Here is a 16,169-nt window from a genome sequence, read left to right on the forward strand (position 1 = left end):
AATTGAAAAAGGCGCCATCAAGCCACCTTCATTGGAATGCCGACAGAACCGGTTAGTGTTTTGTCGTGGTAAAGCCAGGAGTCACGGGTCTGCCATTTTTTTAACGTTTATTGTCAATTTCTGTAAAAACGGATCTATCTTAAATTAAAACTGTTGACCGTGACTCCTTCGGATGGTTAATTCGTCGGGTGTTTTCTGGAAAATCATAAGAGGTCAAATGGAACAACAGAAACAGGACGGCACTGGGGACGAGGAAGAATGCCTGCTTTGCCGTATCATCTATTCGATCTACTCAAACTTTCCGCCAATGCCATCCGCAATGGCGCTGAACATCGAAACTGGCGAATGGTTTCCGTTCGATAGGCTGAAGTCGTATTCAAACGGTTACGAGATGGCCGTAGCCCTGGGCACCGCATGGGCGTGCGATTGTCGCGGGCGCTCACGACAAGCGGACGACGCGAGCATGACAAGCTCGCTCTATGGCAGCAGCCCGCGCATGCCGGAGAATCTCGGCAATGCTCAGTCGTTCGTCTATCAGCCCGACATGCCGGACGGCGACGCTGTGCAGCTCGCCGGCGCCGATGGTCGTCCCGGTAACAATCAGGCGCAGAACAAGCAATTTAAGGCGGTGGTCAAAGCACTTGGACTAAGCAGGAATCAAGCACGCCGCCTTCACTACGATAGTCAGATGGACGATCTTGAGTATCACGGCATGATGGAGCGCGCCCTGGACCTGTTTGGAGACAAATTGGAATGATCGATACGAAAGAGCAGGTAGGACTTCACCTTTCCGCCTTGATCGGGCTTGACGTTAGCGGAGTGGCGCACGCGGCCGACATGCTTACGTTACAGTTCGGTCCGCTTCGGGAGGTAAAGACCAGCAGAGGAACCATCAAGTATCTGGGCGATTGGGCGCTCCATATTCAGTGCGACTGGCGCATCGAGCAGGGACACGCGATCGTTGCGTCCTATTCGGACTTCGCAGCGTCTGAAGAGAGTACGAGAGTGACAACGGAACGAATCCGCGATCTCCTTGTGGCACATGGCCCAACGGCTGTTTTGAATATCGAGGCGGGCGAGAACGGTGATGCCGCCATTTTGCTGGCGAGAGATATGCGACTAGTCATTCTTGCGGATGCGATACCTGATGATGAGGACTGGCGCCTATTCCCCTCGAATCCCGATGCGAAGCATTTCGTGATTGAGGGTGGCAAGGTCGATCCCTGGTCCTTGTCGTAAGGAGAGACTGGACACTGAGCGTCCCCTCATTACCGGTATTCCTGGTAATCGTCAGGTGATGCTCGACATGGCAGAGGTATCGACATTGAATAAATTTTGGAAGTGCTTCTTGCTAGTCATGGCGCTTTGTAACTTTCGGTCGATATTTGCCGATGAGGTCATCAACGATTCAAATTGCATGCAGTACCTGGGCGGTGGCGGATTTGGAGATCTTGATTGCTATGAGCATCATGCAAAATCCCTTGACGTCGACAACAGGAAACTGGCAAATTCAATTAAATCCGCACGTGGCATCAAAGGCGCGAGCAAGGCTGAGCTCGACCGGTACATGCGCGCACAAGATGAATCGGCAAAGGCTTGCGATCTAGCCCCTAAACTAGCTTACGATTGGAATATTGAAGAACCGCCAAAAACACATGTGGATATGTACGATGTCATGGGGGCGCGTTGCTATTATTCAATTCGCAAGCAGCAAAACGAATTCCTGCGCGACCTCTATTCGATCAAGACGGGTTGAATGTCATAGCTATGCACACACCAACCATGCCTCACTTCGGCGGGGCACCGCAAAGCCGGGTCACGAAGCGACCTGGCACCACCACGACTGAGCATAGGCCACGTCGCTCATGAACTCGATCCTGTGAGACGTCGGGCTCACGGGTGCCGCGACGAGGCGTACATATTCCTCAAAATCCGCGCCGCGTTCCCCGGCATTGCGCTCGTGACGAAGCCTCAGGCGGCGGAAAGAGCGAAGCCATGCGATCCGCCACGCCAGACGCCACTACTTCCACGCATACCTCATCCCCACCCAGAACCCCCTCGGCGCACCCGGCCCGACGAACTGTTCGTTGACCGGCGCCGCGCCGTTGAACGTATTGCCGGGTCCGGTAAAGAAGTTCTCCCCGAGCGCGCCGAAGCTCGCATAGCGCTTGTCGAGCAGGTTCGACACCGACGCGAACACCTGCAACTGTTTCGTCACCTGGTAGCTGGTGTCCATATCGATCAACAGATAGCCGGAGATCTTGCCGTTCACGTCCTGGTTGTTTTCGTCGCCCTGCGCGTAGATGCTGCCGCGCCACGTCAGATTCGTGCCGATTCGCCATTTCGCGGTGGCCGCGTAATCGAGCCGCAGCTTGACGGTCGTCGCCGGAATGCTCGGGATGTGGTCGCCGGGATGCACGGTGATGTTGCCGTTCGCGTCGGCGCTCGAGTTGCTGGGGCTGCTTTCGACCCATGTCGACTGGTAGGTCGCATTGACGTAGCTATAGCTGCCGGTCACCGTGAACGGACCGTACTTCGTCTGCCCAGCCAGTTCGACGCCTTGCCGGCGCGTGCGCCCGACGTTCTGGAAAAACCCCTGCGAACTGCCCGCGCCGTTGCTGCTGATGAACTCGATGTCGTTGTCGAGCGTCGTGCTGTAGGCAGCCGCGCTCCATGTCGTGTTGCCGCCGATCCTGCCGCGCGCGCCGACTTCATAGGTCTTCGAAATGACCGGCTGCAACGACGGATCGGAGATGAAGTCGTTCGGCAGCGAACACGGCGCGTTCGGATCGGCGCAGGCCAGCTCGATCGCGGTCGGCGAGCGCATGCCCTCGTTGTAGGTCGCGTAGGCGGTGAGCGCCGGCGTCGGATTCCAGTTGATGCCGACCGCCGGATTGAAGCGCGAGAACGTATGGTGGCCGTCGAGCTGCGGCTGCGTGCCGGATTCGTCGCCGATCGTCGCATCGGCCCAGTTGTAGCGGCCCGACAGCGTCAGCGACCACTGCGGCGTCAGCGAAAGCGTATCGGTCAGGTAGATGCCGTAGTTCGTGTTGTGCGTGTTCGCGTTGGTCTGCTGTGCGAAATTCCCGATGCCGACCGTCGCGCGCGAATCGGTAAACGTCGCGTCCTGCGACGACTGCGTGAAGCGCGAGTCGGCGGCATCGACGGCCATGCCCGCGATGAACTGGTTCTGCATGCCGCCGAGCTTGCCGAGCAGCGTCAGTTGCAGGCTCGCGCCGTAGCTGTCGGTCGTCACGGTGGACTGTACGTTGGTCGCCTGCAACGTATCGACGGTGCCGTCGTCGCCGATCTTGCCGTAGTCGTTGTTGACGTTGCTGCTGGTGTTGGCATTGCGAAAGTGCCGGTAGTACGCGTTGCCGCTCAGCTCGATATTGTCGTTGAAGTAATGATCGCCCGACAGCGTCAGGTAGCCGGCGCTGTTCTGATTCTGATCGGGATATGTGTACGGTTGCCTGGGGTTACCGAGGAACGAGCGCGGAATGGTTTGCGCGCCGTGCAGATCGTTGTCCGCGCCGCCGGCCGATAACGACAGCGTCGTGTCGGCGTCGGTATAGCGCAGCTTGCCGAACGCCTGGCGGATGCGGCTCTCGTTCTGCTCGGCCCAGCCGTTGTCGTTCGCGGCGTTGGCGGTGAAGTAGTAGTCGAGGTTCTGGCCGATCGTGCCGCCCTGTTCGATCTGCGCGGCCTTGCGTCCCCACGAGCCGCCCTGTATTTCGGCCTCGCCGACCGGGTTGTCCTTGCCGTTTTTCGTCGTGATCGACAGCGCGCCGCCGAGCGTATTGAAGCCGAAAGTCGGATTGGAGCCGGGGATCAGCTGCATCGTGTCGATCGCCTGTTGCGGCAGCAGGTCCCAGTTCACGACGTCACCGAACGGTTCGTTCACGCGCACGCCGTCGACGAATACCGACAAACCTTGCGGCGTGCCCAGCAGCGGCGACGCGGTGAAGCCGCGATAGAACAGGTTCATCTGATACGGGTTGCCCTGCGCGTCGGAGATCGTGACGCTAGGCAGATTCGCCGCGAGGTAGTCGCTGAGTGTCTGGCGGCCCTGCCGTTGGATATCGGCCGCGTGGACCGTCTGCACGTTGGCCGGCACCAGTGTGAGCGGTGTGCCGATGCCGAGCAGCGGCGTGGTGCCTACGACGACGATCGGCGCGAGGGTCGTGGTGGGTGTCGTGTTGCTGTTGGCGTTGCCGTCTGCTGCCTTGGAAGAGGCGGCGGAAGACGCCGAGGCCGGCGCCGACGCCGCGACTGGCGGCTCCGCCTGCGCCCATACGCTCGTGGACAGACCGGTGAGCGCGCCGCCGACGCAGAAGGTGATGCCGGCACGCCGCTGAAGCCGGCGTTTGCGGCGTGCTTGTGATCGCATGCTCATCGTTATTGTCTCCTGCCGGCTTGATTTGTACGCGCGTCGCGCGTTGTTTGACGTTGGTGTAAAGCTTCGCATACGCGTCTGTAAGACGCGCGGGAGCTTTTCCCGATCTGCCGGGGAAGCGTTCCCAAACTCGCGCAAATCCCGCTGCGTGTGCCGGCGCTGAGTAGAATGCAAGCGTCATGTCAAGCGAACCGATCCATCCCTCTTCCGCTGACCGAGCGCCGCCATCGTCGCCGATATGGCGCGACCTCGGCTGGGTCGTCGCCGTGACCGTGCTCGCGGCGGTGCTCGGCGCCGCCTTCGATCTCAGCGAGAAGGTCTACCGGTTCACGCGTGGCATGGAGCGCTTCCAGCTCGACGAGTTGCCGGGCGCGCTGTTCGTGCTGTCGATCGCGCTCGCGTGGTTCGCGTGGCGCCGCTATCGCGATGCGCGCCGCGAAGCGCGCCATCGCCGCATGCTCGAGGAACAGGCCGAACGGCTGCTCGCCGACAACCGGCGCCTTGCCTGTCAGGCGCTGCAGGCGCAGGAACTGGAGCGCCGCCATATGGCGCGCGAGCTGCACGACGAGCTGGGTCAATACCTGAACGCGATCTCGCTCGACGCGGCGCGCATCCGCGATCTATCGGGCGAGCGCGAGCCGGAAATTCATCGCATCGCGCTTGGGCTGATGCAGAGCGCGACGCATGTGTACCGCGAGATCGGCGGCATGATCCGCCGCCTGCGGCCGATCGGTCTCGACGAATTCGGCCTGCCGACCGCGCTCGAACATTGCGTCGACGGCTGGCGCGAGCGCTTGCCCGAGGCGTCGTTCTCGATGACGATCGAAGGGGATTTCAGCGGCCTCAGCGATGCGTTGACGATCACGCTGTACCGGCTCGTGCAGGAAGGACTGACGAACGTGTCGAAGTTCGCGCGCCGCTCGCGCGTCGAACTGTTCATGGTGCGCGCGCCGCGCGAACACAACGGCACGCAGATCGACGAGATCGTCGTCACGATGGCCGACGACGGCCCCGGCACCGATCTGACCAGGCCGCGCAGCGGGCTCGGGCTGATCGGTATGCGCGAACGCGTCGAGGCGCTCGGCGGCGAATTTCACATCGCGAGCGAGCCGCAGCGCGGTTTTCTGTTCTGCGCGCGCGTGCCCGCTCAGGCGGGGCTGGCCGAGCCCGTGAACTGAAGCCCGAGGCGGCTTGCCATCTGCGCGAGCTGTACGCCGTTGTCGGCGCCGAACTTCTGCCGGATCACCGATTGATGGTTGGCCACCGTTTTCTGACTCAAGCCCAGCTTTTCGGCGATGCTCGGCAGCGTATAGCCCTGCACGAGCAGCCGCAGCACCTCGAACTCGCGCGCCGACAACTGACGCCCTGGCGGCCCTTCGTTGAACGCGGTGCGCAGCGCGAGCGCCTGCGAGATGTCCGGGCTCAGGTAGCCGGCACGCCGTGCAATCGAGCGCACCGCTTCGACCAGCACGTCGGGCGCGCTTGCCTTGGTCACGTAGCCGAGCGCGCCCGCGTCGAGCGCGCGCCGCACGAAGATCGATTCCTCGTGCACGCTGAAGATCAGCACGCGCGCGTCCGGTTCGCGCGCGAGCATGCGCCGCATCGCTTCGATGCCGCTTGCGCCCGGCAGCGACACATCCATCACGACCACGTCGGGCCGCAGCGCGCAAAAACGCTGGTAGGCCTGCGCGGCGTCGCCCGCTTCGCCGCACACCTCGACGTCGGCATTTAGTTCGAGCAGACGCCGGTAGCCTTCGCGCACGACCGCATGGTCGTCGACGAGCAGAACGGAGATGGTGTCGGCACTCATGATTGGACTCCGGGTGACGTCCGGTTATCGCCGCCGGCGTCGGGCTCGCGGGCAGCGGCCGCGAACTTGCGTGAGTTGGCGTCGTTGCGGAACAGGATCGGCTGTTCGCGGGCCGCTGCTGTCGCCTCGGTCGCGGATGCCGCGTGCCGCACGATCTTGACGACGGTGTCGTGAAACGGCGACTTGTCGCAGACCGGGTCGGCGTTGGCCGCGTCGCCGGTCAGCAGGTAGGCCTGGCAGCGGCAGCCGCCGAGGTCGCGGTCCTTTTCATCGCAGCTGCGGCACGGCTCCTTCATCCACTGCAAACCCCGAAAGCGGTTGAACGCGTCGCTGTCGTACCAGATCTCGCGCAACGGCATGTCCTTCACGTTCGGCAGCGTCAGGCCGGGCAGGCCGCGCGCCGCGTGACACGGCAGCGCGGCGCCGTCGGGCGCGACGCCGAGGAACACCGCGCCCCAGCCGTTCATGCAGCGCTTCGGGCGGCGCTCGAAGTAGTCGGGCACGACGAAGAAGATCTTGCAGCGCTCGCCATGCGTGCGGCGATAGCGCGCGACCACCGCTTCGGCTTCTTCGAGCTGCTGTTGCGTCGGCATCAGTTGCGCCTGGTTCTCGCGCGCCCAGCCGTAGAACTGCGTGTTCGCCAGCTCCAGATATTCGGCGCCGAGAGCCAATGCCATCTCGATGATCTTGTCGACATGCGGCAGGTTGTAGCGATGCAGCACGCAGTTCATCACCATCGGAAAGCCGTGCCGCTTGAGCGCAACGGCGACGCGCTGCTTCAGCTCGAAGGTGCGCGTGCTGCTCAGGAAGTCGTTCAACTGCTGCGTCGAATCCTGGAAGGACAGCTGGATGTGATCGAGCCCGGCGGCCTTCAGATCGCCGAGGCGCTGATCGGTGAGACCGACGCCCGACGTGATCAGGTTCGTGTAGAAGCCGAGCCTGTGCGCTTCTTCGACGAGTACTTCGACGTCGTCGCGCACCAGCGGCTCGCCGCCCGAAAAGCCGAGCTGCACCGCGCCGAGCGCGCGCGCCTCGCGCAGCACGTCGAGCCATTGCCCGGTGGTCAGTTCGCGGTTGTGATCGGTGTAGTCGAGCGGGTTGTAGCAGAACGCGCAATGCAGCGGACAGCGATAGGTCAGCTCCGCGAGCAGCCACAGCGGCGGCGGCACGACGGCGGCCGCGTCGCTTTGCACTTGCGCGCCGGGTTGAGAGCCAGGTTGAGAAAGATCGGTCATCGCGCTACTCCAGCCAGCCGCGCCCATGCGCGTCGGCGATGAAGGCCCGCACCTCGCTGCCGATGCCGGTCGTGTTGAACGCCTGTTCGAGGTCGGCGATCAGCGTATCGATGTCGCGTGTGCCGTCGCAGCGCTTGAGGATTTCTCCCGCGCTTTGATTGAGCTTCACCATGCCCTCGGGGTACAGCAGCACGTGCGCGTTCTGCGCGGGCTCCCATTGCAGGCGGAATGGCTTCGCGATCGCGAGCGGCGTGGCGGGGTCGGCGCGTGTCGAGTCGTTCATTGCGGAAACGCCTTCTCGATCGCGTCGAGCATGGTCCACAGAATGTCGAGCTTGAACTGCAGGATGTCGAGCGCCCGTTCCTGCTGATCGCGTCGTGTGAAATGGGCAAGCGTGACCTCGAGTCCGTGCTGCACATCGCGCTGCGCGAGCGAAATGCGTGAGCGGAAGTACGCGAGGCCCTCGGGTTCGATCCACGGATAGTGCTCGGGCCAGCTCGCGAGCCGGTCGCGATGCACCTGCGGCGCGAACATTTCGGTCAGCGACGAGCACACCGCTTCCTGCCATGGCGCGCGGCGCGCGAAATTCACATACGCATCGACGGCGAAGCGCACGCCCGGCGTCACGTGTTCGAGCGACCACAGTTCGTCGCGTGTGAGGCCGACCGCATCCGCGAGACGCGCCCAGGTTTCGATGCCGCCTTGCGCGCCATCGTAGCCGTCGTGATCGAGAATGCGCAGCACCCAGCGGCGGCGCGTCTCGCGGTCCGGACAGTTCGACAGCACGGCCGCATCCTTCAGCGGAATGTTGATCTGGTAGTAGAAGCGGTTCGCGACCCAGCCGCGAATCTGCTCGCGCGAGCAGCCGCCGCTATTCATCTTCACGTTGAACGGATGGTGGATGTGATAGGCGGTGCCCTTCGCGCGCAACTGCGCCTCGAATTCTTCACGGCTCCAGGCGGGTCGGTCGATGCCTTGAGTTCCCGTTGTACTCGCGTCGCGTGTTGGTGTCGTGTCCTGAATGTCTTTCGCGTTCATGCCGTCTCCGTTTTATCGTCGTTCACAGCCGCGCCTCGTTACCGCATCGCTCCGTACTCTTCACTGCGCGCCTCAAAGCTCGAAGCTCATTCCGTCGTACGCGACCTCGATGCCATGCTCGCCTAGCATGCGCCGCTCGGGGCCGTCTTCGATCAGGATCGGATTCGTGTTGTTGATATGGATCAGCACTTTGCGTTTCGCGCCGAGCGAATCGAGCGTTTCGATCATGCCGCCCGCGCCGCTCTGCGGCAGATGGCCCATATCCGCCGAGGTCTTCTTCGACAGGCCGAGGCGGATCATTTCGTCGCCGGTCCACAGCGTGCCGTCGACGAGTAGCAGATCGGCCTCGCGCATCGCCGCCAGCACGTGCGGCTCGATCGCGCCGAGCCCCGGCGCGTAGAACAAGCGCCGGCCCGATTGCAGGTTCGTCAGCACGAGTCCGATGTTGTCGCCGCGCTCCGGCGCATTGCGATGCGGCGAGTACGGCGGCGCCTTGCTCGACAGCGGCAGCGCGTCGATGCGGATGCCGGGCAGCGCGTCGACGGCGAGCGGCGCGCCGTCGAGCGCGATACGGCGGTGCTCGACTCCGCAGTAGTGCGACAGGATCGGCGCGACCGGAAAGCCGGAGCGGAGGTCTTGCCAGACCGCATCGGTCGCGTATAGCGGCAGCGGGGTGTCGCGTTCGCGCAGCATCAATAGGCCGGTCACGTGGTCGATCTGCGCGTCGATCACGAGCACCGCGGCGATGCCGCTGTCGCGCGCGCGCCGCGCTGGTTGAAGTTCGGGATGCGCGGCGATCTGCGCGAGCAGATCGGGCGATGCATTGACGAGCAGCCAGTCCTCGCCGTTCGCGCTGACCGCGATCGACGACTGCGTGCGGCGCGTCGCCTTCACCGTGCCGCGACGCACTCCGTCGCAATTGCGGCAATTGCAGTTCCACTGCGGAAAGCCGCCGCCCGCCGACGAGCCGAGTACCTTGATCTTCATGCCGCGCGACGCATGCTGCTGCGCCCCTCTTCGACGGTGGGAGTGAACATCGCGGTGAGCGCCTGCGCGACGCATGCATGCAGCGCGGGAGTGCTCGCCAGATGACCCGCCGCGCTGACAGACTCGACGCGCGCCGACGGAACCGCGCGCGACAGACGTCGCAGATTGCCGCGCGGACACACCGGATCGCGCCCACCATGCACGGCCGCAATCGATACCCCAGCCGCCGCCGCGCGGCGCGCGAGCGACAGCAAACGCGTCTCGCCGAGCCAGCAGCGATGCGCGAGGTAGTGCGCCTGAATCCGGTATTTGCCGATCAGCTTGCGCGCGTGGCGTTGGGATTCGCGTGGGTTTCGCAGGGTCGCACGTCGTTGTGCGGCGCCTCGCGGCGATGCGCTCGCGAGCACCGCGTTTTCATAGCCGCGCCAGGCCAGCGCGAGCGCGCGTTGCCGCGCTTCATTCGCGCCGTATTGCAAGGTGTCGCCGCAACGCGCGGCCAGTGTCGCGGGCTGCTCGCAGCGAGCAGCGGCACGCAGTCTCGACCACGCACGCGGCGCACGCTTGCGTGACCCGATGAACAAACCGCGCACTTCGCGCGCGGACGTCAGGAACAGGCCGCGCAGCACGACGCCCGTCACCGACCGCGGACACCGCCCCGCATACGCGAGCGCGAGCGCCGCGCCCCACGATCCGCCGAGCACGCCCCAGCGCGCGAAGCCGAGCCGCGCGCGAATCGCTTCGAGATCGGCGATCAGATAGTCGGTGCGGTTGTGGCGCACGCCGCCGAGCGGCGTCGACGCACCGGTGCCGCGCTGGTCGATCAGCACGACGCGAAAGCGCTGCAGATCGAACAGCCGCAGCACGCCGGGCTGACTGCCGCTGCCCGGGCCGCCGTGCAGCACCGCGACCGGCACGCCGTCGCGCGCGCCGGCGAGCGCGTACCACACGCGATGGCCGTCGCGCGTGCGCAGCGTATGGACTTCGAGTGCGGCGGCCGCCTGCGTGTGGCGCGATAAGCTTCGCATCGTCATGGCAGCATCCTCGCGAGCAGGTTGTCGCGATCGATCCACTGATGCTTGAACGCGCCCGCCACGTGCAGCACGATCAGCACGATCAGCGCGAAGCCGATGGCGTGGTGAAGGCCGAAGAACAGCGCGCGCAGATGCGCGTCGTCCCAGCCCCACTTCGGCAGCAGGATGCCCCAGAAGCGCGTGCCGTAGGTGTTGAACGACGAGCCGAGATACCCGGCAAGGGGCATCGCCACCATGCCGACATATAAAAGACCCTGCGTAGTGCGCGCGGCGGCGCGTTGCCACGGTGGCATCGGCGGCAGCGGAGGCCGGTGAAGGACCATCCGCGCGCCGATGCGCAAAAGCACCAGCAGGAAAACCGTCAGTCCGAGCGACTTGTGCAGATTGATCAACGTCGCCTTGACGGGCAAGCCCTTCGGCAAGCCGACCATATAAAGCCCGAGTGCGAGCAGCCCGACGATGCCGAGCGCGATCAGCCAGTGCAGCGCGATCAGCAGCCCGGCATAGCGCGGGCCGCCGGCGCTGGCATTTGCGTTGACGTCGATATCAGGCTTCGCGTTTGCAGAATCCGCTGTCGTCATGCCCTGTCTCCATGCAACATCGTTGCGGGACGTTTCTTTTTGCCGAACACCGTTTCAGTCCTGGCTGACATAGCGCTGCGTCAGCCGACGATCAGTATTTCACCGCGGCCGTCGACCGCGAGGTCGCCCGTGAAGCGGACCGGCAGACGGTCCGCGCGCCACTGCGAAAACGGCGCGATTTCGGCCGCGAGACTGCGTATGAGCAATGACCAGAATACGTCGAAACCGTGTCCGCCGCCGGTGAAAGTAGGGGGCGGCAGTGGCTCTGGCCGTTGCGCGAGCAGCAGCGTGCCACGCCTCATTGCATAGGCATAATGCGCGCCCAGTTGCCCCGCCACGCCGACGGTCCCCGCCACCAGCCGCGACGCCGCGAAGTCGCCCGCGTTGCCGCCGACCAGCACGAGGCCGCGGCGCATCCGGTCGGCGAGCCGCGCGCCCGCGTTGCCGTGGATCGTCAGCGTGCCGCCGCTCATGCCTTCCATATCGCCCGTCAGTGCGCCGGCGGCGAAGTCGCCGCTGTCGCCGCGCACCGTCACGCGTCCGCCGCGCATTTCGCAGCCGGTGAAGTGCCCCGCGTCGCCGTCGATTTCAAGCAAGCCGCCGCTCATTCTGAAGCCGCTGTAGTCGCCGACCGAGCCGCGCGCGACGAGCCGTCCGCCATCCATCTGCGCGCCGAGCCGGTCGAGCCACCGCGCGGCGTCGTCGATCAGCAGCGTGGCCATGTCGTCGCCGGACGCAGGCGCGTCGTCGCGCGAAACCTCGAAGACGTCGCCGACCACGCAGCGCTCGTTGCCGGCCGGCAGCACGATGCGCTCGATCTCGGCCACGCTCATGCTGGCCAGCGCCGAGGGTGACAGCGCTGCGGCATCGACGCGAAAGCCGGGTGGTGTCTTCACGCGCAACGTGGTCGTGCTCATGCGTGACTCCCGTTGAGCCCCGCCGCCAGTTCGTGCAGATGAAAGTGGTACGGCCCGAGCTTGCCGCCGTAGTTGCCCGCCGAAATGCGCAGCACGCCGGCCGCGCGGCCGAGTCCGGCGGCCGCGCCGATACCGGCCGTCATCGCCGCGCCGACGTCGGCGTCGGTCAGACCGTCGATGACGATCTCCAGCACGCAGCCAACGTCCGCGCTCAACTCGCTGCGCCGCGCGAGGCCGATCAGGCTCGGGCAGAACGCGTCGTTGGTCGACGCGGTCGCGCCCGCATACTTCGAGCCGATCTTCGAGCCCGAGCGCACGATGCCGCCGGGAAACGGCATGATCACGTTCGGCAGCCGGCGCATCGCGTCGACCGCGGCTTCGGCGGCCGCGAGCGCGGCGCCCAGGTCGCGCGCGAGCAGCAGCAGGTTGCCGCCGCCGACGGCCTTGACCGTCGCCGCCGTGTCTTCGCAGACGAACTCGCCGTCCATCACCGGCACGCGCCAGTACCGCGTGGGTCCGTTCCCCGCGTCGATCATCTTCGCGATCTGCCAGCCGTCGCCGAAAAAGCGCAGCCCGCTGCCAAGCGGCGCCGGGTCGGACAGCGGCGCGCGGCTCGTGGCCGGATCGATGCCGCCGTAGACGGCCGTGCTCGGACAGGTGAGCACGCACTGTCCGACGCGCCGCCCGATCTGCTTCGCGAGCTCCTTCGACGACACCGCGAACAACAGCACCGCGACGCCGGGCCGGCCGTCGGGCGTGGCAGCGGGCGCGAGCGCACGCTCGACGCCCGCCTCGCAGCCGCAACCGATCACCGAGGTCGCGAAGCCCGCCAGCGAGTTCGCCGCGTGCATCGCCCACGTCGGCGTGTGCGCGGTGATCACGAGCCGGGTCGCCTTCATCGGAAAGGCTTCGGCGAAGGTCGCGTCGATCGCGGTGCCGTTGATGTCGAGCGGGGCGGGAGCGTTCATCGTGGACGCGTCAGGTTAGACATTCGACGGGCAATAGCCGTCCGCCGCGGCAGCAGCGGCAGGCTTCGTCGTCGCTGATCGCGGCGTGCACGAAGTTGCTCGCGAGGTTCGCGTCGCTATACGCGCGCAGCGTTGTCTCGATGCCGCGATCGAATTGCGGCGCGATGAAATGGATGCCGCCCGTCGGCGTCGCGACCAGCGTGCCGTCGCGCGCGACCAGTTCGCCGTCCTTGAACACATAGGCCGGCGACGTGAACATCCGCTCGCGGTCCGGCTCGTCGCGATAGACGGCGATGTCCGCCGCCGCGCCCGCGCCGAGATGGCCGCGATCGCGCAGACCGAGCAGCCGCGCGGGACCGGCGCGCGTGATGATCGCGATCTCGTACAGCGAGAATTCGCGTTTGAGTTCCGGCAGCGCGCTGGCGACCTGCGCTTCGGGATGCAGCTTCGCAAGCTGCTCATCGCGAAACGGCTTGTCCATCAGCAGGCGAATCAGATGCGGATAGCTCGTGAACGGTCCGCCGTTCGGATGATCGGTGGTCATCGCGACGCGCCACGGGTCGTCGACGAGCAGGAAGATTTCGAGGCCGATGATCCATTGCAGTGCGTTCACGTAGCTCTGTTCGCGATAACGGAACGGCAGCACGCCGCAACCCGCGTCGCACTCGATATCGCCCACCACCCACTTGTGCGGCCGCGCGAGCGGCGCGTTGCGGAACTGCATCATCGTGTCACCGGAGGCCGTGACGGTCTGTCCGAAGATGATCTGGCCGACGTCGATCGACACGTTCGGCCGCGCGTTCACGGCCTCGGCAATCTGCCGCGCGCCCGACGAAAACTTGCGCGAACCCTCGGTGCCATAGCTGTGAAACTGAATATGCGTCAGATGGATCGGCAGGCCGTCGGCGGCGTCCATCGTCGCGATGGTCGAGGCGAGGTTGCCGGGCACGCCGAGGTTGCTCGTGTGCACGTGCAGCGGATGCGGCACGCGCAGCTCGGTCAGCGCGCGCGTCAGCGTGCGCAGCACGTCCCGCGGCGTGATGCCGTAGTGCGCGTGCGGCTCGTCGACGTTTAGCGAGCGCTGATTGAACTTGAACGCCGAGATGCCGCCGGGATTCACCACCTTGACGCCGAGCGCCTTGCTCGCGTCGATCGTCCAGCCGACGTAATCGCGCAGACGTTCGAAGTCGTCGCGCGCGGCGAGCATCCGCAGGAACAGCTCGTCGTTGCCGAGCATCACGTACGCGCCGTGATCGATGATCGGCGTGTCGCCCATTTCGAGGTGCGTGTGGCGCGCGTTGGACGGCATCATCGCCGGCTCGAACGCGGCCGTGTAGCCCATTTCGGCGTAGCGGTAGCCGGTCGCGAGCGTGCCCGGCGTGCAGACGCCGCACGACGGCAGGCGCAGGTAGCGGCCGTTGCCGTCGCGCGCGGCTTCGTAGGCGGCCTCGCGCGGCGCATCGGCGCGATGGTCCTCGGGCAGCAGCAGGCGCGACAGATTGGTCTTGCCGCCGCCGATATGCGAATGCAGGTCGATGCCGCCCGCCATCACGATCATGCCGGTCGCGTCGTATTCACGATCGACGGGCGTGGTGGCGGGCACGTCGACGATGCGGCCGTCGCGGAACGTCAGGTCGCGGCGCTCGCCGTTGACGTTGTGGATCGGGTCGAACAACGTGCCGCCCTTGAGCCGGACGAGAGTCATGGCTGATCCTCGCGCGTACTCGAGCGTTCGCTCAATCGCCCGCTCAACTTCGCGGCAATCGACGCCACCGACTCCAGCGCGGCACCACGCGCGGCGGTGAGCGGCATCACGACCGTGCCGTCGATGCGAAACAGATGCCCGCCGCTATCGACGCCCGGTGTCGCGACCGGCACGAACACGGTGTTCGCGCCGCGTGCCCTGGCGGCATCGGCGAGCGCCGGATGACCGAGCACGATCAGGGGAAGCGCGGGATCGAGCGACGCGGGCCACGCGTGCGGCGCGAAGCCCGCGATCCACAGCAGCGCATCGACTTCGCGTTCGGCGAGCAGCCGAGCCGTCCGATAGCGGTACGGATCGTGATCGAGCGGCACGGTGCCCGCGGCGCGCGCCGGCATCGACACGCGCGTGCGTAGCGGCAAGCCGGACAGCCACGTGACGGTCTGATTGACCGTCAACGCGCCGTCGTCGCCGCCGAGCGCGAGACATGCCGCGCGCGTCGTGCGATTCACGGCCTTCACGATCCGGTTCAGCGCTTCGATCAGCAGCGCCGCGTGCGGCGCGGGCAGTGCGGCCGGTTCGTAGACGACCACCGTATAGCGCGCGCCGGCGATGCGTGCGTGCAACGACGCGAGCGCGGTTGCCACGTTGGCTGCGCTGCCATCGCCGTGGCTCAGCGCGGCGGCGTCGCGTCCTTCCGCGAGCGCTGACCACAGCGCGAGCGTGTCGTACGGATCGGTGTCCGGCAGCAGCGTGTCGATACGCGTTTGCGCGAAGCCGGCTGCGGCCGGGTCCGCTTCGCAGCCGACGAAGACCAGCTCGACCAGCTCGCGCGCGAGTTCGGTGCCCGCCAGCGCGCGCGTGAAAAAGCGCGGATAGCGCCGCGACGGCTGACAGCCGAAGAACACCAGCAGGTCGGCGCGGGCGCGCACTTCGGAGAGCGTCGTAAAGAACGAGCCGCGGTCTTGCAAAGCGAGCGTCGCGGGCGTCAGCGCATCGCCGTGCAGATGATCGAGGATCGCGCCGCAGGCGGCGGCAAGCGGATACAGCGCGCGGATGCCGGCGACGTCGGTGGCGAGTCCGCCGAATAGCGGGCGGCGCGCGTTCGCGAGCAACTGCGCGGCGCTGGCCAGCGCGGCATCCTTGTCCACTTCGTTGCCATCGACGGTGCAAGCGCATTGCGCGTCCGTCACGCCGTACTGCGCGAGCGCGTGAGCGAGCCGCGAACATTCGGTGTCCGGCACATCGAGCGTGCCGTCGTCGTGGGCAGCGGCGACCAGGTCGTCGCACAGCAGAGGGCAGAACGGACAGATCCAGTCGCGTGTGAGCGCCGCGGCGCGCGTTGCGCTCGGGCTGGGGGTCGATGGATCGATGGAGGGGCTATGCATGGGGCAGGTTTAGCAAACTCCATGCCGATCTTTCGACACGCCTCGGCGGGCAAGCGCCGCGTTGAAGCGGGCCGCGCCTACGGGCGCACTGCTTTGCATTCAGCGGATGAACCTGC

Annotated in this window: 16 protein-coding genes; 4 read left to right on the forward strand and 12 right to left on the reverse strand. The window is 65.6% G+C overall.

All coding sequences use genetic code 11. The features are described from left to right. Positions 1 to 217 precede the first annotated feature (217 nt). From OKW28_RS11755 to OKW28_RS11765, 3 genes are all read left to right on the forward strand, one after another. Positions 218 to 757, forward strand: coding sequence for a hypothetical protein (locus tag OKW28_RS11755; protein ID WP_429445667.1), 540 nt, complete (start codon positions 218 to 220; stop codon positions 755 to 757). Continuing rightward, positions 754 to 1,239 carry a hypothetical protein gene (locus tag OKW28_RS11760; protein WP_429445669.1) on the forward strand — a complete coding sequence of 162 codons (486 nt, stop codon included), beginning with the start codon at positions 754 to 756 and terminating at the stop codon, positions 1,237 to 1,239. Before OKW28_RS11755 ends, OKW28_RS11760 begins: the two co-directional genes overlap by 4 nt. 67 nt (positions 1,240 to 1,306) lie before the next feature. After that, positions 1,307 to 1,756, forward strand: a complete 450-nt coding sequence (locus OKW28_RS11765; RefSeq protein WP_429445671.1) for a hypothetical protein — start codon at positions 1,307 to 1,309, stop codon at positions 1,754 to 1,756. A 264-nt stretch (positions 1,757 to 2,020) separates the two neighbouring features. On the opposite strand, the gene OKW28_RS11770 is transcribed toward OKW28_RS11765, so the two are convergent. Further along, the gene (locus OKW28_RS11770; RefSeq protein ID WP_429445672.1) at positions 2,021 to 4,396 is read right to left on the reverse strand and encodes a TonB-dependent receptor; all 2,376 of its coding nucleotides are present in this window, start codon (positions 4,394 to 4,396) and stop codon (positions 2,021 to 2,023) included. 179 nt (positions 4,397 to 4,575) lie between these two features. Here OKW28_RS11770 and OKW28_RS11775 point away from each other — a divergent pair, with 179 nt between their 5' ends. Continuing rightward, the gene (locus OKW28_RS11775; protein WP_429445674.1) at positions 4,576 to 5,574 is read left to right on the forward strand and encodes a histidine kinase; all 999 of its coding nucleotides are present in this window, start codon (positions 4,576 to 4,578) and stop codon (positions 5,572 to 5,574) included. On the opposite strand, the gene OKW28_RS11780 is transcribed toward OKW28_RS11775, so the two are convergent. From OKW28_RS11780 to OKW28_RS11830, 11 genes are all read right to left on the reverse strand, one after another. Next, positions 5,544 to 6,206, reverse strand: coding sequence for a response regulator (locus OKW28_RS11780; protein ID WP_429445676.1), 663 nt, complete (start codon positions 6,204 to 6,206; stop codon positions 5,544 to 5,546). The two genes, OKW28_RS11775 and OKW28_RS11780, sit on opposite strands and share 31 nt — an antisense overlap. Next, the gene (gene pqqE, locus OKW28_RS11785; RefSeq protein ID WP_429445678.1) at positions 6,203 to 7,441 is read right to left on the reverse strand and encodes a pyrroloquinoline quinone biosynthesis protein PqqE; all 1,239 of its coding nucleotides are present in this window, start codon (positions 7,439 to 7,441) and stop codon (positions 6,203 to 6,205) included. Before pqqE ends, OKW28_RS11780 begins: the two co-directional genes overlap by 4 nt. Positions 7,442 to 7,445: 4 nt before the next feature. Further along, positions 7,446 to 7,724: a pyrroloquinoline quinone biosynthesis peptide chaperone PqqD gene (pqqD, locus tag OKW28_RS11790; protein WP_090809033.1), complete on the reverse strand. Its 279-nt coding sequence runs from the start codon at positions 7,722 to 7,724 to the stop codon at positions 7,446 to 7,448. Then, positions 7,721 to 8,479, reverse strand: a complete 759-nt coding sequence (pqqC, locus tag OKW28_RS11795) for a pyrroloquinoline-quinone synthase PqqC (RefSeq protein ID WP_429445680.1) — start codon at positions 8,477 to 8,479, stop codon at positions 7,721 to 7,723. The genes pqqD and pqqC overlap by 4 nt, the downstream gene beginning before the upstream one ends. Positions 8,480 to 8,551: 72 nt before the next feature. Then, a complete protein-coding gene (gene pqqB, locus OKW28_RS11800) occupies positions 8,552 to 9,466 on the reverse strand; it encodes a pyrroloquinoline quinone biosynthesis protein PqqB (protein WP_429445682.1) in 915 nt (304 codons plus the stop codon). After that, entirely contained in the window at positions 9,463 to 10,497 is a 1,035-nt protein-coding gene (locus OKW28_RS11805; protein WP_429445684.1) for an alpha/beta fold hydrolase, read from the reverse strand. The genes pqqB and OKW28_RS11805 overlap by 4 nt, the downstream gene beginning before the upstream one ends. Continuing rightward, positions 10,494 to 11,078, reverse strand: coding sequence for a cytochrome b (locus OKW28_RS11810; RefSeq protein ID WP_429445686.1), 585 nt, complete (start codon positions 11,076 to 11,078; stop codon positions 10,494 to 10,496). The genes OKW28_RS11805 and OKW28_RS11810 overlap by 4 nt, the downstream gene beginning before the upstream one ends. Before the next feature lie 80 nt (positions 11,079 to 11,158). Continuing rightward, entirely contained in the window at positions 11,159 to 11,995 is an 837-nt protein-coding gene (locus OKW28_RS11815; RefSeq protein ID WP_429445687.1) for a formylmethanofuran dehydrogenase subunit C, read from the reverse strand. Beyond that, positions 11,992 to 12,963, reverse strand: a complete 972-nt coding sequence (gene fhcD, locus OKW28_RS11820; protein ID WP_429445689.1) for a formylmethanofuran--tetrahydromethanopterin N-formyltransferase — start codon at positions 12,961 to 12,963, stop codon at positions 11,992 to 11,994. The genes OKW28_RS11815 and fhcD overlap by 4 nt, the downstream gene beginning before the upstream one ends. A 10-nt stretch (positions 12,964 to 12,973) precedes the next feature. Beyond that, positions 12,974 to 14,668 carry a formylmethanofuran dehydrogenase subunit A gene (locus OKW28_RS11825; RefSeq protein WP_429445691.1) on the reverse strand — a complete coding sequence of 565 codons (1,695 nt, stop codon included), beginning with the start codon at positions 14,666 to 14,668 and terminating at the stop codon, positions 12,974 to 12,976. Next, positions 14,665 to 16,053, reverse strand: coding sequence for a formylmethanofuran dehydrogenase (locus OKW28_RS11830; RefSeq protein WP_429445693.1), 1,389 nt, complete (start codon positions 16,051 to 16,053; stop codon positions 14,665 to 14,667). The genes OKW28_RS11825 and OKW28_RS11830 overlap by 4 nt, the downstream gene beginning before the upstream one ends. Between the last annotated feature and the right edge of the window lie 116 nt (positions 16,054 to 16,169).

The organism is Paraburkholderia sp. 40 (assembly GCF_050434105.1).
Taxonomy (GTDB): domain Bacteria; phylum Pseudomonadota; class Gammaproteobacteria; order Burkholderiales; family Burkholderiaceae; genus Paraburkholderia; species Paraburkholderia tuberum.